Genomic DNA, 23,218 nt, shown 5'->3' with positions numbered 1-23,218 from the left:
TATGACTGATACTTCAACCAAAAAACCGTCTTCCGGTGCAGCCAAACTGACTGTCGGCACACTTATCGTCATGAATATTGTGGCGGTGGTGAGCCTGCGTGGTTTGCCTGCCGAAGCGGAATACGGTCTCAGTGCGATTTTCTATTATCTGTTTGCGGCGGTGTTCTTTCTGATCCCCGTCTCTCTGGTTGCCGCTGAACTGGCTACCGGCTGGTCGGAGAAAGGCGGGGTGTTCCGCTGGGTCGGCGAGGCTTTCGGGCCGCGTCTGGCATTTCTGGCGATGGCAATGCTGTGGATTGAGGTGACGGTCTGGTTCCCGACCGGGCTGACATTCGGGGCGGTATCACTCGCCTTTATCAATCCGCATCAGGCATTTGATGAAGCGCTGGCGGCTAATAAATTCTTTGTGCTCGGTGTTGTCCTGTTTATTTACTGGCTGGCAACGTTTATTGCCTTTAAAGGGGTCGGCGCATTTGCCCGGGTATCAAAATGGGGCGGGATTATCGGGACGATTGTTCCGGCGATCATTCTGATTGTACTCGGTTTCTCCTATCTGTTCAGCGGCCAGACGCCGCAGATTGACCTGGCGTGGGATCAGGTTCTGCCGGATTTCTCAAATTTCGATAACATTGTGCTGGCGGCCAGTATTTTCCTGTTTTACGCTGGGATGGAAATGAACGCCATTCACGTGAAAGACATTGATAACCCAACCAAAAACTACCCGAAAGCCATCATTCTGGCTGCGGCGGGTACGGTGGCTATCTTTGTGCTGGGCACACTGGCGATCGCCTTCATTATCCCTCAGTCCGATATCAGCCTGACTCAGAGCCTGCTGGTGGCTTACGATGACATGTTCAAATGGGCACACATTCCGTGGATGGGGCCGATTGTTGCCGTCATGCTGGCTATCGGCGTGCTGGCGAGTGTCGTGACCTGGGTTGCCGGGCCGTCCTCCGGTCTTCTGGAAGTGGCGAAAGCAGGTTACCTGCCGCACTGGTTCCAGCATACCAACAAGAACGGGATGGCAACACATATCCTGCTGGTGCAGGCTGTGCTGGTCTCTCTGCTGGCGGTGCTGTTTGTGGTGCTGCCGTCCGTACAGGCGGCCTATCAGATCCTCAGTCAGCTGACGGTTATTCTCTATCTGATTATGTATATGCTGATGTTCAGCGCCGCAATTTACCTGCGCTTCAGTCAGCCGCAGCGTGCCCGCCCGTACCGTATTCCGGGTGGTAATGCGGGGATGATTATCCTCGGCGGTATGGGGCTGCTCGGTTCATTAACCGCGTTTCTGTTCAGCTTTATCCCGCCGGCACAGATTGCGGTCGGCAGCCCGGAAGTGTATGTGGGGGCGCTGATCGGACTGACCGTTCTGTTCGTTCTTCTTCCGTTTGTTGTTTATCAGATCCGTAAACCAGGCTGGCGTGATCCGGACAGTGATTTCGCACCGTTTACATGGGAAAACAAAGGAAAAGCATCATGACAGATTTAACAGCAATCAAGCAGGCGGTGACCAATGCCTGGCAGCAGTTTCATCAGGCTCCCGGCGGTGCGAATGCGGACTATATTCCGTTCCTGGCCAATATTCCGTCCGACCTGGCGGCAGTTGCGGTAGTCACTGTGCAGGGCGATGTGATCAGCAGTGGTGATGCTGATTACCGGTTTGCCATTGAGTCAATTTCCAAAGTCTGCACGCTGGCACTGGCGCTGGAGGATATCGGCCCGCAGGCCGTTCAGGATCAGATTGGTGCCGATCCGACCGGGCTGCCGTTTAACTCAGTGATGGCGCTGGAACTGCATAACGACAAGCCGTTGTCGCCGCTGGTGAACGCCGGTGCGATAGCGACCGTCAGTGCGGTAACCGCAAAAACCGCTGATGAACGCTGGCAGCGCATCCTGACGATGCAACGCCGTCTCGGGTCGGAGAATATTGCACTGTCGGATGAACTGAATCAGTCGGAGCAGACCACCAATTTCCATAACCGGGGCATATCCTGGTTGCTTTATGCGGCTCAAAACCTCTATTGTGATCCGATGGAGGCCTGTGATGTGTATACCCGTCAGTGCTCCACACTGCTGACCACCAAAGAGCTGGCCACAATGGGGGCGACACTGGCCGGACACGGCAAAAATCCGGTAACCGGTGAGCAGGTGCTGAATCCGGCGCATACTCCGTTTGTCCTGGCGGAAATGACCATGGAAGGGCTGTATGGCCGCTCCGGTGACTGGGCATACACGGTCGGGTTACCGGGCAAAAGCGGGGTCGGCGGGGGGATCCTCGCAGTGGTACCGGGTGTGATGGGTATCGCGGCATTTTCACCGCCGCTGGATGATGACGGAAACAGCGTCAGAGGCCAGAAAATGGTGGCGTCGGTTGCCGCCGCACTGGGATATAACCTTTACCGGTAATCCCGCTGACAATGATAACGCCCGGGCTTCCGGGCGTTATCAGCTATAAACTAACGCCGGTGGCTGCATCTATTTTGTTTCAGGAGTCGGGTATGAAGTCAGTGTCATCAGAAAAGCCGTTAACGCTGTTACAGGTTATTGCGCTGGGGATAGGCGCGATGGTCGGTGCCGGGATTTTTGCCCTGCTGGGGCAGACCGCGCTGATTATGCAGTCTGCAACATGGATTGCCTTTGCCTGCGGCGGTCTGGTTGCGTTATTTGCCGGTTATGCCTATGCCCGGTTATCTGCCTGCTATCCCTCGCCGGGCGGCATTATTGATTTCTTCCGGCTGTCATTTCCCGCTGTGCTGACGATTGCCTTATCCTTTTTGTATCTTGTCACGCTGATCCTGACAGTGGCGATGGTGGCAAGGGCGTTCGGGGCCTATGCCGTTCAGCTTTTTCATCAGGGAAATGAATCGGCCTTATTACCGGAAGTGTATACCGCGCTTATTATTATCGCAGTCGGTCTGATGAATATCACCGGCAGCCACGCTGTCGGTAAAGTTGAAGTCCTTCTGGTGGGCACCAAACTGGTGATTATTATCGCCCTGGTGGCGACGGGCGTATTTACCATGGATACAACACTGCTGAATATCAGCACGTTTTCCGGAGATACTCTTTTTTCCGCCGTCGGGCTGACCTTTTTCGCCTATGCCGGGTTCGGTATGATGGCAAATGCCTCAGATAAAGTGGCAGACCCCGGCCGGGTGATGCCGAGGGCATTTATGATCGCCATTTTATTTACGATTGTGCTGTATATCAGCCTGGCGCTGGTATTGCTCGGCAATCTCTCGCCATCTCAACTGGTGCGCTATGCCGATACCGCTGTGGCTCAGGTGGCTTACCCCGTATGGGGGAAAACCGGTTTTGTGATTGTGGCCGCCGCCGCGCTGCTGGCGACAACATCCGCCATTAATGCCACGCTGTTCTCCGCCTTCAATATCACCGACAGAATGTGCAGCACCGGTATTCTGCCGGATGCCTGGGGAAAAACAGTATTCCGGCAGGGAACAACAGTGAATATTCTGCTCATTCTGCTGACACTGTTGCTGGCGCTGTTCCTGAATCTCAGTGATCTGGCAAATGTCGCCAGTTTTACGTTCCTCCTGTGTTATCTGATGGTGCTGGTGGTGGCGTGGCGTCAGAGCGCGGTTATCCGGGCATCAAAACTCATTACCGGGACCGGGATTGTCCTTGTCACTGCGGTATTGGCCGGGTTTGTGGTGACGTTGCTGAGCGGAGGGTTTATTTCTGTCAGTGTGATTGCTGCGGCACTTATTCTCTGTCTGGCTGCCGGTTATCTGCGGAAACGGAGCCGGAAAGATGAATGAATGGCTCGATAATATTCTGCTCAATTATGTGACTTTTGTGTCGCTGTTCAGCCCTCCGGCAACCATCACTGCCGCCACGATTATCCTCGGCCGGATTGACCGGAACATATTGTGGCAAATCGCCTGGAAAATTGCGGCGGGATACACGCTGGTCATGCTGGTGGTTATCTGGCTGGGGAACTGGCTGCTGACGGCTCTCGGGCTGAGTGCGGATGCCCTGACCGTCACCGGTGGCATTGCGCTGCTGGCACAGGGATGGCCGATGCTTATCCGCGGGGTCAAAGAGGAGCACAGTGATATTCCGGTCAGTGTGACACCGCCGAAAGATATTATGCGGCTGGCAATGGTACCGCTGCTTTTTCCGCTGTCGATGGGCGGCGGCACGATAGCGGTCGGAATTTCGCTGGCCGGACACAGTGATTCCCTGTCCGGGCTGATACAGCTTTCTGTGGTGATCCTGTTGATGCTGCCCACTATTGCCCTGACTTTTCTGGCAACCGGGCCGCTGCACGGACGTTTATCCCCCGGGGTGATGGACACCCTGGCGCGGATCTCCGGTATTATTCTGGTCACACTGGCGATTCAGTTACTGGTCTCGGGAATGGTCGGTCTTGTTACCACAAATCTGAAGCATCTTACGGGGTGATTTGACCAGTCCTTATGTATATTTAATCAGGTCTGTAACCTCAGTGAACTTGCCATATAATAATGCATCAATGATGTCATATTGCTAACCATTGTAATTAAGTACTAATCACTAATGCAGTTATATGTTGGGTTTTCTTATTTACTTAATGTGTTTTTTTTGTATCCTGTTCATAGGAAAATATATATGGAGGATATATGAATAATATAATTAAGTCAGGTGATGATTACTTTATCATAGAAAAAATAGTACCAAATGCAATTGTATCATTACCATTTGCAGCAACGTCATATCAAATATATCGGGTCGTTTATAATGTATCATCTGAGCATGAGCTTTATATAGATGATGAAAGAGTCGACTCACTATCTCCAACATTTAAACAAAAATTAAAATATATTTTAGGATACGAGCCAACAAGCAAAGAAACAAAAAAATAAAATTAGTTTTTGCTGGCTATTACACATCACTTATCGCCATGCCAAAGTCCGCAATAATACCCATTCCGGACATTTTAACAAAACCAAGAATCCTTGTCTTAGAGATGTTAAATTATGGAGATGACGACATAGAGAATATAAAACTCTACGGTAATAGTAGTATTACATTTTATTCTACAAATGGCGGGCTTGATGATCCAATAGCAATGGCTCGTTATAATAAGAAAACAAAAAAACTAACTCAGATAAGTAGTCCGGGTGAATTTTCAGAATTAATGAGAGTAATTTCAGGGCAACTATAAAATGATAAAATATAAAAAGGAAGTTTTTGTTTTCATAGTTTTATCAGTTATACTGTTCTTTGTGAATATGAGTTATTTCAATGAAATGGTCTTGTTTTCAAAAAATGCAACTCAAATATATTATACAAATGAAAATAATGTATTTAATTTTACGATGTTGAATTCATTATCATTTTCATTGATTTCAATTTTCGTATTTATAATTTTACTTAAATTGACGAAACTAACTATAAGCAGGGTTATATTGTTTTATATTGCTGCTTATTTTATTTTGCTTATAACGCTATCCATTAAAAAAATAACAACAGCAAGCTCTGTTGATTTTTATATTGAAAAGTATCCACTGTACCTGATGTTTACTTATCTGTTCTGTTTTATTATCTCATCACTTGTTATTATAATAATAAATTCAGCTAAATATAAAAAAATAACAGATAGCATGGATATGCGTCTTAAATATTTTATTATTCTTTTGTTTCAATTTATTTGGTATATACCGGTTCTTTTTCTTTTCCATGATAGTTCATTAATCCTTCTTTTTATTTTTATACTACCGATAATATTCTACAACATAGCATGCTTAAATCATTTCAATAAAAATAAAATGATAGTACTTTGGATTTTCATCCCTTTCATTGCCATATTTATTCCTTTTTTCCTAAGGAAATAATAATCACATCAATAGGATATGAAACTTTGTTAAATGAGATAGTTGAAGCTGGTGTGACTATTCTGAATGAACCGACCGAAATGTTCCGTGTCATAAAAAATAAAGCCCGGAAAACCGGGCTTTATGGGGTCTCAGAGAGAGGAAAAAATTATACGTCGATGTTTGCTGCTTTCAGGGCGTTCTCTTCGATAAAGGCACGGCGCGGTTCAACATCATCACCCATCAGTGTGGTGAATAACTGATCCGTTGCAATCGCATCTTTCACCGTAACCTGCAACATACGGCGGGTTTCCGGGTTCATGGTGGTTTCCCACAGCTGTTCCGGGTTCATTTCACCCAGCCCTTTATAGCGCTGCACAGCCAGACCACGGCGTGATTCTTTCATCAGCCAGTCAAGGGCCTGTTCAAAGTTGCTGACATTCTGACGGCGCTCACCACGGACAACATAAGCACCTTCTTCAATCAGACCACGGATAAGCTCACCCAGTTTGGAGATACGGGCATATTCGCTGCCGTGAACAAAATCGAAATCCAGATTGTAGTCAGTATCAACACCGTGGGTACGGATAGTCAGTACCGGCTCAAACAGCTGGCGCTCTTTGTTTTCCGCAATGCGGTAGCTGTAGGTGCTGCCGTGCTCTTCATGACGGGTCAGGCGCTCAGTCAGGCTCTGTGCCCAGGCTTCAACCTCGGTTTTGTTCAGCAGCGCGGATTCTTCCAGTTTCGGCTGGTAGACCAGGCTGTTTAACAGTGCCAGCGGATAGAGACGCTCCAGGCGGCGGATAATTTTGTGTGCGCCGTTGTATTCGTGCAGCAGTTTTTCCAGATGTTCGCCCTGAATCGGCGCTGCAGTTTCGTTTACATACAGTGCCGCGCCATCCAGCGCGATAGAGACCTGATACTGCTCCATCGCTTCGTCATCTTTAATATACTGTTCCTGCTTGCCTTTTTTCACTTTATACAGCGGTGGCTGTGCGATATACACATAACCGCGCTCAATGATTTCCGGCATCTGACGGTAGAAGAAGGTCAGTAACAGGGTACGGATGTGTGAGCCATCGACGTCGGCATCGGTCATGATGATGATGCTGTGATAGCGCAGTTTGTCCGGGTTGTATTCGTCGCGGCCGATACCGCAGCCGAGTGCGGTGATCAGGGTGGCAACTTCCTGAGAAGCCAGCATTTTATCAAAACGCGCCTTCTCAACGTTCAGGATTTTACCTTTCAGCGGTAAGATTGCCTGGTTCTTACGGTTACGCCCCTGTTTTGCAGAGCCGCCCGCAGAGTCCCCTTCCACTAAGTACAGTTCGGAGAATGCAGGGTCGCGTTCCTGGCAGTCCGCCAGTTTACCCGGCAGACCGGCTAAATCCAGCGCGCCTTTACGGCGGGTCATTTCACGGGCGCGGCGTGCGGCTTCACGGGCACGTGCGGCATCAATAATTTTGCCGACAATGATTTTGGTGTCGTTCGGGTTCTCATCCAGATATTCAGACAGCTTTTCGTTCATCAGGGTTTCAACCGCCGTTTTCACTTCGGAAGAGACCAGCTTGTCTTTGGTCTGAGAGGAGAATTTCGGATCCGGCACTTTGACGGAAATGACTGCCACCAGCCCTTCACGGGCATCATCCCCGGTGGTGCTGACTTTGGATTTTTTATTCAGCCCTTCTTTCTCAATATAACTGTTGAGGGTACGGGTCATGGCGGCGCGGAAACCGGCGAGGTGAGCACCACCGTCGCGCTGCGGAATATTGTTGGTGAAGCAGTACACGTTTTCCTGGAAAGAGTCATTCCACTGCATGGAGACTTCCACGCCGATATCGTCTTTCTCGGTGGAGAAATAGAAAACGTTGTTATGAATCGAGGTTTTGGCGCGGCTTAAATATTCCACGAATGCTTTGATACCGCCTTCGTAGTGGAAGTGATCTTCTTTGCCGTCGCGTTTATCGATCAGACGGATCGATACACCGGAGTTCAGGAAGGAGAGTTCGCGCAGGCGTTTTGCCAGAATGTCGTACTGGAATTCAGTCTCGCCTTTGAAGGTGTCCATGCTCGGCCAGAAACGCACGCGCGTCCCGGTTTTGTCAGTTTCACCGACAATGGTCAGGCGATCCTGCGGTTCACCGTGGCGGTAGATCTGCTCGTGAACTTTGCCGTCACGGCGGATAACCAGTTCCAGTTTTTCAGACAGGGCGTTAACAACAGAGACCCCGACGCCGTGCAGGCCGCCTGAGACTTTATAGGAGTTATCATCGAACTTCCCGCCGGCGTGCAGAACAGTCATGATAACTTCTGCGGCGGAGACGCCTTCTTCTTCATGGATCCCGGTCGGGATCCCGCGGCCGTCATCCTGTACGGAGACTGAATTATCATTGTGAATGGTCACAACGATGTCTTTACAGTAACCGGCGAGGGCTTCGTCGATAGCGTTGTCAACAACCTCGAAGACCATGTGGTGTAAACCGGTTCCGTCATCGGTATCACCAATGTACATTCCCGGGCGTTTACGCACTGCGTCCAGCCCTTTTAATACTTTGATACTTGAGGAGTCATAGGTATTCGACATCAACGTTTCCCGCTCATCTAATCCTGATTATTGAACCTGTATTTTACCTTTTTCCACGACAAAGAGGCGACTGTTTTCATCCGCCATATCACTGACCTGTTCAGGGGTGATGGCACTGACAAAAACCTGTGCCTGTGTGGCTTTCAGCCGGTGAGCCAGTAAAAGACGGCGTCCGGCATCCAGTTCGGAGGCAAAATCATCAAGCAGATACAGGCATTGCTGCCCGCTCTGACGGGTGAAATATTCACCCTGTGCTAACCGCAGCGCACACATCAGCAGTTTTAACTGACCACGTGAAAGTAAATCTTCCACCGGCACCCCGTCCGCCCTGATCCGTAAATCCGCTTTATGCGGGCCGGAGGCGGTGTAGGTCAGTGCGCGATCCCGTTCAAACTGGCGCTGCAGAAGCTCTGAATAATCGGTCTCTTTATCCCATCCGCGCTGGAAAGAGACACTCAGCGAAAATTCAGGTAAAAACTGCTGACAGGTCTGCTCAATATCCTGAGCAATTGCTGTCACATAATGCTCCCGCCACTGACTGACCTGTTCAGCAACCGGAATCAGCTGCTGATCCCAGTGGCGGATCTGACCGTAATTCGATACCTGGCGGAGGGCGGCATTGCGCTGTCTCACCAGACGTTTTAAATCACTCCACAGCGCAAAAAATTGCGGCTCATTGTGGAAACAGCCCCAGTCAATATAAGCGCGGCGGAATTTCGGCCCGCCGTTGAGCAGGGTAAAACCTTCCGGAGTGATAAGCTGCATCGGCAGTAATTTTGCCAGCTCGGCAATTTTATGGCCGTCGGTGCCGTCAATGCGGACCTTGCTGTCACCCTGGCGGTTTTTACTCAGGCCGACGCTGGTGGCCCGGTCTGTCTGTTCCTGCCCGAGTTTGCCGTGCAGGATAAATTCGTCGTTATCATGGCGGATAACACGCCCCGCCTGTACTGAGCGGAATGCCCGGCCGTGGCCGAGTGTGTAAATGGCTTCCAGAACACTGGTTTTACCGCTGCCGTTCGGGCCGACCAGAAAGTTAAACCCGGCGGCCAGCGGTAAATCCGCATTTTCGATATTGCGAAAATCACGGATAAGTAAACGCGAGAGGATCATCGTGTTACAGGCGCATCGGCATCACAACGTAAGCGGCTGCATCACTGGCGTCATCTTCAATCTGCACGCTGGAGGTGGCATCGGTCAGTTTCACCGAGACATCTTCACACTTCAGTGTGTTAAGAACATCAAGGACATAGCTGACGTTGAAACCGATTTCCATGTCCGTTCCGTCATAGGTGACGTCCACGATCTCTTCGGCTTCTTCCTGCTCCGGGTTATTGGCGGTAATTCTGAGCTGATTGTTGCTCAGGTAAATCCGCACGCCGCGGAATTTCTCGTTCGATAAAATCGCCGCACGGGAAAAAGCCTGCTTCAGCATATCACAATTTGCCGTCAGCGTTTTGTCCGGGTTTTTCGGCAGGACACGGCGGTAGTCCGGGAAGCGGCCATCCACCAGCTTGGAGGTGAAAATAAACCCGCCGACATGGGCGCGGATATTATTGCTGCCGATTTCCAGTTTCAGCAGGGCATCGCCGCCGTCAAGCAGGCGCATCAGTTCGATAACCCCTTTACGCGGCACGATCACCGAATGGTCCGGCAGCGCCTGTCCGATATCCAGCGAGCAGACCGCCAGGCGGTGCCCGTCGGTGGCGACGGTGCGCAGCACAGAGCCGCTGGTTTCAAACAGCATGCCGTTTAAGTAGTAGCGGACATCCTGATGTGCCATGGAGAACTGGGTGGATTCAATCAGGCGTTTCAATGTTGCCTGCGGCAGGGAGAAAGTGACATCACTCTGCCAGTCATCCAGATTCGGGAAATCCGAGGCCGGTAACGTGGACAGCGAGAAGCGGCTGCGCCCGGAGCGGACCAGAAGGCGGTCACCGTCAAGCTCAACACTGATTTGCGCGCCGTCCGGCAGACCCCGCCAGATATCCAGGAACTTCCGTGCCGGTACCGTGGTTTCGCCGTTTTCATGCGGCTGATCCAGCGGAACGGCGGCCATCATCTCCATCTCAAGGTCTGTCCCTGTGAGATGCAGTACGCCATCAGAGACTTTCAGCAGTAAGTTACCCAGAATCGGTAGGGTCGGGCGACCGCCCAACGGACTGCTGACCTGTTGTAAGGGTTTTAACAATTGCTCACGTTCAATGATAAATTTCATAGCGCTATGATGATAATGTCCGGATTAAGTTAGAAAAATCTTCTTTGATGTCGTGGCTTTCCTCACGCAGCTGCTCGATCTTACGGCAGGCGTGCAGAACGGTCGTGTGGTCACGGCCGCCAAAAGCATCCCCGATTTCTGGCAAACTGTGGTTTGTCAGCTCTTTTGCCAGTGCCATCGCCATCTGGCGCGGCCGGGCGACAGAGCGCGAACGGCGTTTGGAGAGCAGATCAGCCACTTTAATTTTATAATACTCAGCAACCGTTTTCTGAATATTATCGATGGTGACCAGTTTCTCCTGCAGCGCCAGCAGATCGCGCAGCGCTTCACGCACAAAATCGATGGTAATCGCCCGCCCGGTAAAGTTGGCGTTGGCAATCACCCGGTTCAGTGCACCTTCCAGTTCACGGACATTGGAGCGCAGACGTTTCGCAATAAAGAAAGCCACTTCATCCGGCAGGCGGATGTTGTTTTCATCGGCTTTCTTCATCAGGATGGCGACCCGCGTTTCCAGTTCCGGCGGTTCAATGGCAACGGTTAATCCCCAGCCGAACCGCGATTTCAGGCGATCTTCCACCCCGTTAATTTCTTTCGGGTAGCGGTCGGAGGTCAGGATTATCTGCTGATTACCTTCGAGTAAGGCATTAAAGGTATGAAAAAATTCTTCCTGAGAACGCTCTTTGTTGGCAAAGAACTGAATATCATCTATCAGTAAGGCATCGACAGAACGGTAGTAACGTTTGAACTCTTCAATCGCATTGTTCTGTAAGGCTTTGACCATATCCTGCACAAAACGTTCTGAGTGCATATAGACCACTTTGGCGTTGGCTTTGCTTTCCATAATGCTGTTGCCGACGGCATGTAATAAGTGGGTTTTACCCAGACCGGTTCCGCCGTATAAGAACAGCGGATTGTATGCGCCACCCGGGTTATCCGCCACCTGACGGGCGGCTGCGCGTGCCAGCTGGTTAGATTTACCTTCCACAAAGCTGTCAAAGGTGTGCTTCGGGTTGACGTTGGAACGGTAAGCCACATCCGGCTCCGCACTGTTATCATGCCAGCTCGGGCGTAGTGCGGGGGCTTTTTCCCGCGAAGGCGGCTGTTTCATCGTCCGTGACGGGGGAATACTTCTTTCCGGTGTGCTGACCGCACCGGCCGGTTTATTACCGACCTCAAAGCGCAGCTGCGGAATGTCATTGCCGCAGAAATCGGACAGGAGCGCATTAATGTTATTAATGTACTTCTCCCGTACCCAGTCGAGCACAAACCGGTTTGGGGCATAGAGCGCCAGAGTGTCATCACTCAGCTCAGCCTGAAGGGGGCGTATCCACATACTGAATTCTGTGGCAGGTAATTCATCCTGCAAACGGGCAAGACATTGCTGCCAAAGCGAAAGAGACACGGTGAACTCCCCTAAACAAGACCAGTCAAAGAAACAGAATAAGATTTTTCACGCAGACACAGCACATACAGACGTATTGTCCTCTGCATGTTTCAACGGACACTTCCGTGTACAAAAGTGAGGCTGTGTTATGGACGATCATTCCCTGCACCGGCGATCACCGCACGGGTGAAAATGATCGTGACGACGGATCATATCGCAAAAGCGGGACAAGATCCTCATCCTTTTACACAGTTTTCCGGGTTTTTATCCACAGGGGCTGCCAGCCCGTCCGGAGCGGGATTCAGGCCGGAGTATAACGAATCCCGGCGGGAGAATACAGCGGGAAGATCCCGTTTGGGGATAAGTTTTGGTGAATTATCCTCAGGCAGAAAAACGGCACTCAGGATCCGGTGTGCGATCGAATATTCACGGATCGCGGATCGATCCTTGCGCTTTGCCGGGGAGTCCGTATAATCTTGCACCCTGTGCGCGTTATCTGTGTTTTGATACGGTGATGTGTGCAGGCAGGTTATGGGTAAATGCAATTATGTGCAGAAATCTGTGTTATCGCGCCATCTTTGATTGACGGACAGGCCCGGATTTTATTACAATCTCGCATCTTTCCATATTGATGTTGCGATAAGGCACAGAGGTCAGCCACTTTCCGTGATGGCCCTTTCAGCAGAAAGATGAGAATCCGCCGCTGAATTTACTGTTTGCCGATGCGTTTACTGAATCAGTAATAATTTAAAGTTTAGGTAGAAACCGCTATGAAACGCACTTTTCAACCGTCCGTACTGAAGCGTAACCGTTCCCATGGTTTCCGCGCTCGTATGGCCACTAAAAATGGTCGTCAGGTTCTGGCTCGCCGTCGTGCTAAAGGCCGCGCTCGTCTGACCGTTTCTAAGTAATAAAGCTAACCATACGTGGTTAAGCTCGCTTTTCCGAGGGAGTTACGTTTGTTAACTCCCGAGCATTTCAACTTTGTCTTCCGGCAACCACAACGGGCAAGTACTCCTGAAATAACACTTCTGGGACGCCGTAATGAGCTGGAACATCCCCGCATTGGTCTTACCGTTGCTAAAAAAAATGTTAAACGGGCTCATGAGCGCAACCGCATCAAACGGTTAGCGCGTGAATACTTTCGTCTGCACCAACATGAGTTGCCCGATATGGATTTCGTGCTTCTGGTAAGAAAAGGGGTATCGGAGTTGAGTAATCGCGAGATTACGGAAGCATTGGGTAAGTTATGGCGTCGTCACAGTCGCTTGGCGCACGCTTCCTGATCCTGTTAATCAGAGGTTACCAGCTGGTGATAAGTCCGCTGCTGGGACCACGTTGCCGCTTCACACCAACATGCTCGCAATACGGAATTGAGGCATTGCGCAGGTTTGGTATGATAAAAGGCGGTTGGTTAACGGTGAAACGCGTATTAAAATGCCACCCTTTACACGAAGGTGGTGATGATCCTGTCCCACCTAAAAATGATGATAACAGAGAACATTAACGATGGATTCGCAACGTAATCTTCTATTCATCGCTTTGCTACTCGTATCCTTCTTTGCATGGCAGACGTGGGAAAGTGATAAGACACAAGCACTTAACGCGGCTGTTCAGGCAACGCAGCAGACGACAACGCCAAGTGGTGAAAGCAGCGGGCAGAACAAATATATTACGGTCAAAACAGATGTGCTGTCACTGAACATCAATCTGCGCGGCGGTGATATTGATGAAGCTGACCTTTTGGCTTACCCGGCAACCTTAAAATCCGCAGATCCGTTCCGTTTACTGGAAACAACTCCTGAATTTGCCTACCAGGCAATCAGTGGTTTAACCGGTGTGAATGGCCCGGATAACCCGAATAATTACAAAGATCGCCCGCTGTATACCACTGAACGCGATACTTTTGTGCTGCCGGAAGGCCAGGATGAACTGCGTGTTCCTCTGACTTTCGTTCAGGATGGTGTCACTTATGTGAAAACCTATATCCTGAAGCGCAAAGACTATGCCATCAGTGTTGATTACACCATCAAAAACGACACCTCCGCTCCGCTGGAAATGGCGTTTTTCGGTCAGTTAAAACAATCTGTGAATTTACCGGAACGTCTTAACAACGGCAGCAGCAACTTTGCGCTGCATACCTACCGTGGTGCGGCGTACTCGTCTGAAGACACCAACTACAAAAAATACAGCTTCAGTGATATCGAAGATAAACCACTGAACATCAACACCAATGTTGGCTGGGTGGCGATGTTACAGCAGTATTTTGCGACAGCGTGGGTTCCTGAGAAAGGCACCACCAATAATTTCTATACGCTGTACAGTGCCAAAACCGGCGATGCATTCATCGGCTATAAGAGTGATGCAATCCGTATCGGGGCAAACAGCGAAGCGAAATATAACGCAACACTGTGGGTCGGCCCTGAACTGCAGAACGAAATGGAAGCCGTGGCACCGCATCTGGACTTAACCGTTGATTACGGCTGGTTATGGTTCATTTCTCAGCCGCTGTTCAAGTTACTGAAGTTTATCCACAGCTTCATCGGTAACTGGGGCTTCTCCATCATCGTTATTACCTTTATCGTCCGCGGTATCATGTATCCGCTGACCCGTGCGCAATACACCTCTATGGCGAAAATGCGTATGCTTCAGCCGAAGCTGAAAGCAATGCGTGAGCGCATCGGTGATGACAAACAGCGCATGAGTCAGGAAATGATGGCGCTGTACAAAGAAGAGAAAGTGAACCCGCTGGGTGGCTGCTTACCGCTGATTATCCAGATGCCTATCTTCCTGGCACTGTATTACATGCTGATGGGCTCAGTGGAACTGCGTCACGCGCCGTTTATCGGCTGGATCCATGACTTATCCGCACAGGATCCGTACTACATCCTGCCGATTCTGATGGGTGCAACGATGTTTGTGATCCAGAAACTGTCTCCGACAGCGGTCACCGACCCGTTACAGCAGAAGATTTTCACCTTTATGCCGGTGATCTTCACCGTCTTCTTCCTGTGGTTCCCGTCAGGTCTGGTGCTGTACTATATCGTCAGTAACTTGGTGACAATTCTCCAGCAGCAGATTATCTATCGCGGCCTGGAAAAACGTGGTCTTCACAGCCGCGACAAAAAATAAGCCCGTGACCGGCGGGGAATCTCTGCCGGTCTTATAGTATTATTTAAAGGCGGTCATATTGACCGCCTTTATTGTTTATCACACGGTGAGAAAGAGAGACATGGTCATGAATAACGCTGAAATTCAGAGCACCGATACCATTGTGGCACAGGCAACCCCGCCGGGACGCGGCGGAGTCGGTATTTTGCGTGTGTCCGGCCCGCAGGCGGCACAGGTGGCTCAGATTGTACTGGGGAAACTCCCGAAAGCGCGTTATGCCGATTATCTGCCTTTCCGTGATGAAACCGGCAAAGTGCTGGATCAGGGGATTGCGATTTTCTTCCCCGGCCCGAACTCCTTTACCGGTGAGGATGTGCTGGAACTCCAGGGACACGGCGGGCCGGTTATCCTCGATTTATTGTTAAAACGTATTCTGCTTATCGGTAATATCCGTATCGCCAATCCCGGTGAGTTTTCCGAGCGTGCATTCCTCAATGACAAACTGGATCTGGCGCAGGCGGAAGCCATTGCTGACCTGATTGATGCCAGTTCGGAACAGGCCGCCCGTTCTGCGATGAACTCATTACAGGGCGCTTTCTCCGGCGAAGTGCACCAGATGGTGGAAGCACTCACTAACCTGCGGATTTATGTGGAAGCAGCAATCGACTTCCCGGATGAGGAAATCGATTTTCTCTCGGATGGTGTGATTGAAGCCAAACTCGATACTGTGATTACTGACCTGGAACGGGTTCGTTCCCAGGCGCGTCAGGGCAGCCTGCTGCGTGAAGGGATGAAAGTGGTGATTGCCGGTCGTCCGAATGCCGGAAAATCCAGCCTGCTGAATGCGCTGGCCGGCCGCGAAGCCGCGATTGTCACCGATATTGCCGGGACCACCCGTGATGTGCTGCGTGAACATATTCATATCGACGGTATGCCGCTGCATATCATTGATACCGCCGGGCTGCGCGAAGCCGGGGATGAAGTGGAGCGGATCGGTATTGAACGCGCCTGGCAGGAAATTGCACAGGCAGACCGCGTCCTGTTTATGGTTGACGGTACCACGGTGGATGAACAGACCCCCGAACAAATCTGGCCGGAATTTATGTCCCGCTTACCGGCCGGTATTCCGGTCACGATCATCCGCAATAAAACTGATATCACCGGGGAAACCACCGGAATCACAGAGCGGAACGGCGATACACTGATTAAACTCTCTGCCCGCGAAGGCCACGGTATTGATTTGCTGCGCGATCACCTGAAAACCACCATGGGATTTGAAGGCAACACCGAAGGCGGATTCCTCGCCCGCCGCCGTCACTTACAGGCACTGAACACCGCTGCAGAGCATCTGATTTCCGGCCACGAGCAGTTAGTGGTTGCCCGCTCCGGTGAGTTATTGGCAGAAGAACTGCGCCTCGCCCAGCAGGCACTGAGCGAAATCACCGGGGAATTCACCTCCGACGATCTGCTGGGACGTATTTTCTCGAGTTTTTGTATCGGGAAGTGATGGCTTCTGGTTTTTGTCCGGATTAATGGATTATTTTAGATGGATCTTTTCTCTCGTTTATATAAATACCAATCCACAGATAAACGCAGCCAACTGGAAAATTTTTGTACGGAAGGTTTCTGTGACATTCTTAACCGGATGACAAAAGAACAGCAGCACAATTTTTTAATAAAAATGGGTGTTTGCGCTGATTCAGATACAAAAATTAAATGGCAAACACAATATACGATTACGGATGCAGAAGGGAAATCCCGTTATCCGGATTTAGTGGGATTGGTTGATAATTTTGTCAGGTATTTGATTGAAGTAAAAATTAATGCGTGTTTTACACAAGGCGTAGATATTAACGGAAATTCATTATCCCAGCTTCAAATTTATGATCGCTGGTTATCTGCACATTCGCCGGATGCCTCTGCCGGTACGTTAATTTTACTGACTGATAAAACGATGCCGGAGCAAAGTTTTAAAGATATTTCATCTTCTGACTTCGGTATAAAAAACAGAAAATTATGGTATTGGCAGTCTGTTTTTGAGCAACTTACAATGGTTTCAGATATTCCTCATGTTGAAGACTATAAACAATTTTTATCAAATCAGGGATTAGCAATGGATTTACCTACAAGGCAGGATTTTGCTGTCATGGAACTCCTGTACAGCGGAGCCGGAAGACGGCTGGACGGTTTAACAAAGAGTGTATTTGACAGAATAAAACAAAAGTATTCAGCGGAAACTCTGTTTAACTGGGGCGCTGAAGATAAATACAGACATGGTGGCAGCAGTGCAAACTGGCAGGGTGCCATATGCTGGAGTTGGGTTATGTTACGGCGGGAACCCTATCGCTATTTCTATTGGGGGATTCAGTTCCCTGAATATAATGAATGGGATAACGGAGAATGCCATCCTCAGAGTAAAAAAAGTACATCTCCTTGCCTGGTTTTTGGTTATATGGCGATGAATATAGAGTATTGTAAACGGGCTATTGTTCAGTTTTCTGAAAATTTTGGCAGCGATTATTGCCCCGGAAAGCTTCCTCCCAATAATAATACAGAAGTTATTATTTTTAATCAGACGTTACCCCTGAGCCACTTACTGGACAATAATTATAATCTGGACATGATTGTTGACTGGCTTTGCGAAAAAATTGATAATGCACTGAATATCATTAAGAAATTAAAATAATATTCAGCGCAATGTGTCATTCCGGTTGTGGGCTGTGACCATTATTTACTGCACTTAATATCGCCGCCTTACGCCGGGCAGGCAGTGTAATACAGACCAGACAGGTGAAAATCAGTGCGACTCCGGCCCAGCCTGCGGTGGTGAGTTGTTCGCCGACAATAATGGCGGCGAGTGCGGCGGCAACAACCGGTTCCAGCAGCGTGATAGTGGTGGCGGTGCTGGCGGGAATACGTGCCAGCGCATAACCGAAACAGACATAGCCGAGAAACATCGGTACACAAGCCATGTAAATGCCGACCGCTGCGTTTTGCCACGAGTCCAGGAATGGCGCGCCGTAAAGTGCTAACACCGGCATCAGCAGTAATCCCCCGATCCCGAAAATACCGCCCATGGCTGCCCGTGACGGAATGTTGCGCTGCATCAGGCGGCGCGCGGCCCAGGAATAAAGCGCATAAGTAAAGGCGGCGAGTAATCCCAGTATGATACCGGTCAGAGTGGCGGATGTATCCGCTGCGGCAATCTGTTCCGTGCCGCCGGACAGGGAAAGCAGCGCAATACCTGTCAGGCCGAGTACGGCGCCGCTCAGCCAGCGCAGTGTCATGCGGGCACCGTCCATAATAATTTCAATGATTGCCGATAAAACCGGTGCCGTACCGATAGATACCACGGTGCCGATAGTTACCCCGGCCAGTCGCATTGAGCCGTAAAAGGCGAGCGGATATACGGCAACAGCAATGGCACCCAATAACAGCAAACGCCATTGCTGCCGGAAAGTGCCGAGGCTGCGGCGGATCGGTGTGATGGCAATCGCGGCCTGGAGCAACCCGCCGAAACCCATGGCGGCCGCACCGATCGCAACAGGACTGACATCCGGTGCGAAGGTGGCAGAAACCCCGGTGGTTCCCCATAAGAAGGAGGCCAGGATGATGACGGCAATACCGGTAAAGTGGCCTTTGGGGGTCCGGATCACAGCGCCTCCAGCATGGTTTTTGCCATGGCGGCAGCCTGTAATACCCGTGCCCCGTGTTCTTCCAGCCCGGCGAGTACAATAGCGCCCTCCAGTAAAAACGCCAGGTGTGCAGTCAGCTGCTCTGCTTTCGCGGTGTCTTCCGGCAGCAGCTGATAAAGATTTTTGCGTATAATATCAGCCACTTCAGATTTGTGAGCACACACTTCGCGGCGTTCCTCACTGCCGGCCGGAAACTCAGCGGCTGCGTTCAGCAGGCCGCATCCCCGGAATCCCCGTTCATAAGCAAACTCAGCATGGTCGTGATAAGCATCAAATACCGCGAGGATCCGCTGTGCCGGGGTTGTTGCCTGTTGCAGACGGACATCATATAACGCCAGCCATTCTTCATGCCGCAGCCGGATGTAAGTAGTCACTAACTCAGCTTTGGAGCTGAAATTGTTATACAGACTTTTTTTGGCGACACCGGCCTTTTTGGTAATTGTATCAATACCGGTTGCCGCAATGCCCTCGTTGTAAAACAAGATGCCTGCGGCTTCCAGTAAACGGTCTCTGGCACTGAGCCGGGTCTGTGTTGTGTCGGTGTCCTTCATCCGGAAAATCTCTTGTGACTAATAGGTAGGTAGACCAGTATACCTATTAATCCGGTATGCACAAGAAACAATCACTATTGCTAATACACACCGCCGCTAAAACCCCTTATTCAGCTGAAAACGTAATGAAAATGTCACCTTCCGCTTTGCACCCGGCGGCGGCGTACCGACAGCAGCAACCCTGATGACGGCATCCATTGCGGCGTTATCCAGTAATTCATAACCGGAAGAGCGGGTAACCACCGGTGCAAACGGTTTGCCGTTATCGTCGAGTGAAAATGAGATAGTGCTGATCCCCCGTTGGCCGGCGCTGCGGGCCCGGCGGGGGTAATGTTTTTGCTCCTCAATTTTTTGCCGCAGCAGGTTAAAGTAATCCTCCTGTGCTTTCCGGTTATCGGCTCCTGCGGTGGCAGAGTTTGTCGGGGATACAGCCTGTCCGCCGGACTGCTGCTGTGTGGTTTTATCCTCTCCGGTATCTGCGGTGGTTGCTGTGGTAACCGGTTCTGATTTCTCCGCCTTTTTGTTCACGGTTTTTACGGCCGGTTTTGCTGATGGTGGTTTGGTTATTTTCTCCGGTGTTGTCCGGCGGGCGGTTGCCAGTTCTGCCTGAGACGGAGATTCCTGTGGTGGTGGTAATTGTTCCGCTTCCGGTTCTGTTTCCTGATATGCCGGTGCTGCACTCATCTGAATGGTGACAGCCGCCGCCGGGATTTGTCCCCGGTTATCCATCTGATGCTGTTGCGGGGTGGTCACCCGGGGGCTGCCCGTGATGAGCAGCCCGGCGACGGAGAAACACACACCGATCGCAGCAACAGAAACCATCTGCTGCCACGTTCCGGTTCTTTCCCGGGAAAACAGGAAAGCCGGATGCGGTAATGCTATTGCGCCGTACATAAATCAGAACCTCGCAGAGACATTGAATTTTACGGCCCGGCCCGGTGCAGGCATCATCGAACGGGTGAGCGGGTCGAGGTAATATTCATTGGTCAGGTTGGTAGCGGTCACCTCCAGGGCAACATCCGGAGTGATTTTATATTTGGCGTAAGCATCCACGGTCAGTACCGAATTCCAGCGCATCGGGTAATTATTAAAATTGCTGTATTGGTCAGGGATAATCGTCATCAGATGTTTTTCCTGGCTGTTTTCCACCGCACTGTGGTAGAGCCAGCGGCTGCCGATTTCTAATGACTCCTGCAATAAACGTCCGCCGAGGTTAAAGGTCACAGAATAGTGCGGCTGGATTTGAGTACGCAGGAACCCGCCCGGATAACCGCCGTCAATGCATGACGGGATATCTTTCAGCCCGGTCGGATCCATAAAGGCATGGGATGTTTCATCACAGACTTTATTGGTGAGGTTATAGGTCACCCCCAGATCACTGAAGATCCAGCCATGATCATAGCGGGCCTGGATTTCAATCCCTTTCAGGCTCTGTTTATCCATCTGTGTAAAACGGAAATAATTATCACGATCAAAAACATTAAGGATATCCGTATGGAAATAATTCAGCCGGATATCTGCGTGACGGTCGGCGCTGAGCAGTGATTTTCCGTTAAAAACCACACCGTATTCCCGGGTTACCGCGCGTTCCGGTTTATAACGGTAGCCGATATGCGGGGCAGAGGAACCGGAGAACCCGACAGTATCTTCAAACAGGCTCGGCATACGTACGGTTTCCGCATAGCGGCCATACAGACGCAGATCATCGGTCAGATGAACCGAGGCAGACAGCATCGGTGTCCAGGCGCTGGCCTGGCGGCGGGGTTTTTCTTTCCAGGTGTGGGTGACAGGTTGCACTTCTCTGTCACCATGCTGAATAGGATAAGGGCCATATTCATAGAGATATGTTTCCTGCCCGGTATAGGGATCAATACCCCGTAATGCGGTATCAATATCCGGCCGGTCTTTCTGTTTCAGGCGTCCGTCACTGGTATCCACTGGCCAGAATGCCCGTTCATGTACCATTGGCCGGTCTTTTCGGTTATCAAGATAATCACGACGCCATTGGGGATATACAGAATAAAATTTTTTTTGCGATACTATTTTTCTTTCTTCCGGGGTCATTTCGTGCAACATACCCTGTTGCCGCTTTTTATAAACCTGTGATTCTGTTTCGGTCATATTCCGGTAATAATTCAGGTAATAACCGGTAACTTCATAGTCTTGTTTACAGTAAGGGTCTTTACGGGCGGCGCACTCATTGGAGAGATCATCGACACTCCAGTATACGGTTTGTCTGCCGCCGGCACTGAGTGACAGCCAGGAGATCGGCTGCCAGTCCAGACTGACGGATTGCTGATATTCAAAGCGGCGGCCTTTACGGGCGGGAACAGCGAACATAAAGAGTTTATAGTTTTCCAGGCTGGTATTGCTGTCCAGATGCTCAAACTGCATATTGGCGGCCAGGGTTACCGACAGTTCCGGGGTAAAGGCAAACTTATTGCTGAAATCCAGCCCGTAGCGCTGATTCTGTACATTCAGGGCAGCGGTGTTAATCAGTGTTCCATCGATTGCCGGGTTGATGGTGCTGATATCCCCCTGTTTATAGCCGTAGTCCATATTTTTCGGGTAGCGCGGCCAGCCGCCGCCGGAGTTAGTGTTGCTGGTGGTCAGGGTGGTCCACAGGCGGATATCAGCATCAATATAGGCAAGATGTGCCGGTTGGGATTTCAGGTGAAGATAACCGGCCTGTGCATGCAGGTCAGCCAGCGGCCACTGCGGAATGATATTATCCTCAGCGCGGATCCAGCCCAGCCGGGAAGGCATAATATCGCCGAAATCCGAGCGGGTATCGCGCCAGCTGAGTTGCAGCGCGTGGTCATCATTCAGATACCAGGTATTTTTTATCAGCCAGGATTCCGTTTTTGCCGATGTGTTGGGAACTTCATTGCCTTTACGGTAAATACGGGACACAAACGGCATATACGGGTCATAGGTTTTGTTGGATGTTTGCAGAATACCGATATCACTGTCAGACATTTCGTCATTATAGTTTTCGCTGTGGCGTTTACCGGCAAAATAGTTTCCCCGGTCGCGGTAAGCATAAGCCAGTAACAGATCCATATTTTCCTGACGGGTACCCACTGCCAGACGCCAGGCGTAATCACTGTTATTCAGTGCGGGGGCATTATCACGATTTTCCGGGGTTAAATGGGTGCCGGGGTCGTCAATAATAAGCCAATCGAACTGCATATTATCCACAAGGCGGTAATCTTCCCCGATCCCCAGATTGGGTATCCGGGCTTTGGTGGTGTTACTGCTGTTTTCCAGCATCAGTGCAGCACCAAACTGGTCACCGTTTTTCACCACGTCATTGATGGTGAGTGTTTTCATGGCAACACCGCCGCCTACCGACGTTTTCAGGAGCGGATTAAGGGACGGGCCTTTTTCAATCTCAATTTCACTGATCAGCATCGGGTCAAGGTAGTTACGGTTATTGGCACCGTTATAACCCCGGTACACCGTCACGGCCTGTTCGGTACCATCGATGGTGACCGGTACACGGCCCGGCCCCTGTATTCCGCGGATATTGACATCCAGCGCGTTGCCGTTGCGGGCGTCACCGCTGAATACCCCGTTGGCGCCTTTAAGAATATCGGCGGCGGAGGCGCCTTTATAGCGCTCTATTTCTTCTTTGGTGAGGATCAGGGTGGAGACATTTTTGTCATAGATTTTATCTTTGGCGCTGTCAGCAGCGGCCTGTTCATTACGGAGCGTAATGTCGCCAAGTTGCTGATTTTTTTCCTCTGTCGCCAGTCCCGGCAGCGGGATAAATAACACGGGCAGAAGCAGTGTGATTGTTTTATATGGATGACCAGATAATGGTAAATGCGAAGACATAACGATTCCCGGATGATAA

20 protein-coding genes are annotated in these 23,218 nt (G+C 50.5%); 12 read left to right on the top strand and 8 right to left on the bottom strand.

The features are described from left to right. The first annotated feature begins 1 nt into the window (after nt 1). The 6 genes from gadC to U868_RS0113070 all read left to right on the top strand — a co-directional run bounded on the left by gadC (nt 2) and on the right by U868_RS0113070 (nt 5,170). Complete coding sequence (gene gadC, locus U868_RS0113090) at nt 2–1,483, top strand: putative glutamine/gamma-aminobutyrate antiporter GadC (RefSeq protein WP_025153690.1); 1,482 nt, start codon at nt 2–4, stop codon at nt 1,481–1,483. Beyond that, complete coding sequence (gene glsA, locus U868_RS0113085; protein WP_025153689.1) at nt 1,480–2,409, top strand: glutaminase A; 930 nt, start codon at nt 1,480–1,482, stop codon at nt 2,407–2,409. Before gadC ends, glsA begins: the two co-directional genes overlap by 4 nt. A 92-nt stretch (nt 2,410–2,501) precedes the next feature. Further along, nucleotides 2,502–3,782, top strand: a complete 1,281-nt coding sequence (locus tag U868_RS0113080; protein ID WP_025153688.1) for an APC family permease — start codon at nt 2,502–2,504, stop codon at nt 3,780–3,782. Further along, nucleotides 3,775–4,428, top strand: coding sequence for a MarC family protein (locus U868_RS0113075; RefSeq protein WP_025153687.1), 654 nt, complete (start codon nt 3,775–3,777; stop codon nt 4,426–4,428). The genes U868_RS0113080 and U868_RS0113075 overlap by 8 nt, the downstream gene beginning before the upstream one ends. A 197-nt stretch (nt 4,429–4,625) precedes the next feature. Continuing rightward, on the top strand, nt 4,626–4,868 hold the full coding sequence (locus tag U868_RS25525) for a hypothetical protein (protein WP_162817237.1): 243 nt from the start codon (nt 4,626–4,628) through the stop codon (nt 4,866–4,868). Nucleotides 4,869–4,906: 38 nt separating this feature from the next. Further along, on the top strand, nt 4,907–5,170 hold the full coding sequence (locus tag U868_RS0113070) for a hypothetical protein (RefSeq protein ID WP_162817236.1): 264 nt from the start codon (nt 4,907–4,909) through the stop codon (nt 5,168–5,170). An 818-nt stretch (nt 5,171–5,988) separates the two neighbouring features. Here the strand turns inward: U868_RS0113070 and gyrB are convergent. The 4 genes from gyrB to dnaA are packed head-to-tail and all read right to left on the bottom strand — an operon-like array spanning nt 5,989 to nt 12,020. Next, nucleotides 5,989–8,403 (bottom strand): DNA topoisomerase (ATP-hydrolyzing) subunit B, encoded by a 2,415-nt coding sequence (gene gyrB, locus U868_RS0113060; protein ID WP_025153685.1) that lies wholly within the window; start codon nt 8,401–8,403, stop codon nt 5,989–5,991. Nucleotides 8,404–8,430: 27 nt separating this feature from the next. Continuing rightward, nucleotides 8,431–9,513 carry a DNA replication/repair protein RecF gene (recF, locus tag U868_RS0113055; RefSeq protein ID WP_025153684.1) on the bottom strand — a complete coding sequence of 361 codons (1,083 nt, stop codon included), beginning with the start codon at nt 9,511–9,513 and terminating at the stop codon, nt 8,431–8,433. A 4-nt stretch (nt 9,514–9,517) separates the two neighbouring features. Beyond that, nucleotides 9,518–10,618 (bottom strand): DNA polymerase III subunit beta, encoded by a 1,101-nt coding sequence (dnaN, locus tag U868_RS0113050; protein ID WP_025153683.1) that lies wholly within the window; start codon nt 10,616–10,618, stop codon nt 9,518–9,520. A gap of 4 nt (nt 10,619–10,622) precedes the next feature. Then, a complete protein-coding gene (dnaA, locus tag U868_RS0113045) occupies nt 10,623–12,020 on the bottom strand; it encodes a chromosomal replication initiator protein DnaA (RefSeq protein ID WP_025153682.1) in 1,398 nt (465 codons plus the stop codon). Between the two features lie 752 nt (nt 12,021–12,772). Between dnaA and rpmH the strand changes: the two genes are divergently transcribed. The 6 genes from rpmH to U868_RS0113025 all read left to right on the top strand — a co-directional run bounded on the left by rpmH (nt 12,773) and on the right by U868_RS0113025 (nt 17,799). Then, nucleotides 12,773–12,913, top strand: a complete 141-nt coding sequence (rpmH, locus tag U868_RS24585; protein ID WP_000831330.1) for a 50S ribosomal protein L34 — start codon at nt 12,773–12,775, stop codon at nt 12,911–12,913. A gap of 15 nt (nt 12,914–12,928) precedes the next feature. Further along, complete coding sequence (gene rnpA, locus U868_RS24580) at nt 12,929–13,288, top strand: ribonuclease P protein component (protein WP_071592722.1); 360 nt, start codon at nt 12,929–12,931, stop codon at nt 13,286–13,288. Then, nucleotides 13,252–13,509, top strand: coding sequence for a membrane protein insertion efficiency factor YidD (gene yidD, locus U868_RS24575; protein WP_015422368.1), 258 nt, complete (start codon nt 13,252–13,254; stop codon nt 13,507–13,509). Before rnpA ends, yidD begins: the two co-directional genes overlap by 37 nt. Nucleotides 13,510–13,511: 2 nt before the next feature. Continuing rightward, nucleotides 13,512–15,134 (top strand): membrane protein insertase YidC, encoded by a 1,623-nt coding sequence (gene yidC, locus U868_RS0113035; protein WP_025153680.1) that lies wholly within the window; start codon nt 13,512–13,514, stop codon nt 15,132–15,134. A 121-nt stretch (nt 15,135–15,255) separates the two neighbouring features. Further along, complete coding sequence (mnmE, locus tag U868_RS0113030) at nt 15,256–16,620, top strand: tRNA uridine-5-carboxymethylaminomethyl(34) synthesis GTPase MnmE (protein WP_025153679.1); 1,365 nt, start codon at nt 15,256–15,258, stop codon at nt 16,618–16,620. 39 nt (nt 16,621–16,659) lie between these two features. Beyond that, nucleotides 16,660–17,799, top strand: a complete 1,140-nt coding sequence (locus tag U868_RS0113025; protein ID WP_025153678.1) for a hypothetical protein — start codon at nt 16,660–16,662, stop codon at nt 17,797–17,799. 16 nt (nt 17,800–17,815) lie between these two features. Here U868_RS0113025 and U868_RS0113020 read toward each other — a convergent pair whose 3' ends face one another. From U868_RS0113020 to U868_RS0113005, 4 genes are all read right to left on the bottom strand, one after another. After that, nucleotides 17,816–18,769 carry a DMT family transporter gene (locus tag U868_RS0113020; RefSeq protein ID WP_025153677.1) on the bottom strand — a complete coding sequence of 318 codons (954 nt, stop codon included), beginning with the start codon at nt 18,767–18,769 and terminating at the stop codon, nt 17,816–17,818. After that, nucleotides 18,766–19,359 (bottom strand): TetR/AcrR family transcriptional regulator, encoded by a 594-nt coding sequence (locus U868_RS0113015; protein WP_025153676.1) that lies wholly within the window; start codon nt 19,357–19,359, stop codon nt 18,766–18,768. The genes U868_RS0113020 and U868_RS0113015 overlap by 4 nt, the downstream gene beginning before the upstream one ends. A gap of 96 nt (nt 19,360–19,455) precedes the next feature. Beyond that, nucleotides 19,456–20,253 carry an energy transducer TonB gene (locus tag U868_RS0113010; protein ID WP_025153675.1) on the bottom strand — a complete coding sequence of 266 codons (798 nt, stop codon included), beginning with the start codon at nt 20,251–20,253 and terminating at the stop codon, nt 19,456–19,458. A 3-nt stretch (nt 20,254–20,256) separates the two neighbouring features. Next, on the bottom strand, nt 20,257–23,199 hold the full coding sequence (locus U868_RS0113005; protein ID WP_025153674.1) for a TonB-dependent receptor domain-containing protein: 2,943 nt from the start codon (nt 23,197–23,199) through the stop codon (nt 20,257–20,259). Nucleotides 23,200–23,218: the final 19 nt, after the last annotated feature.

It is taken from the genome of Morganella morganii H1r, from assembly GCF_000633515.1.
In the GTDB taxonomy this organism is placed as follows: Bacteria; Pseudomonadota; Gammaproteobacteria; order Enterobacterales; family Enterobacteriaceae; genus Morganella; species Morganella morganii_B.
This window is presented reverse-complemented; position numbering and strand designations above follow the sequence as displayed.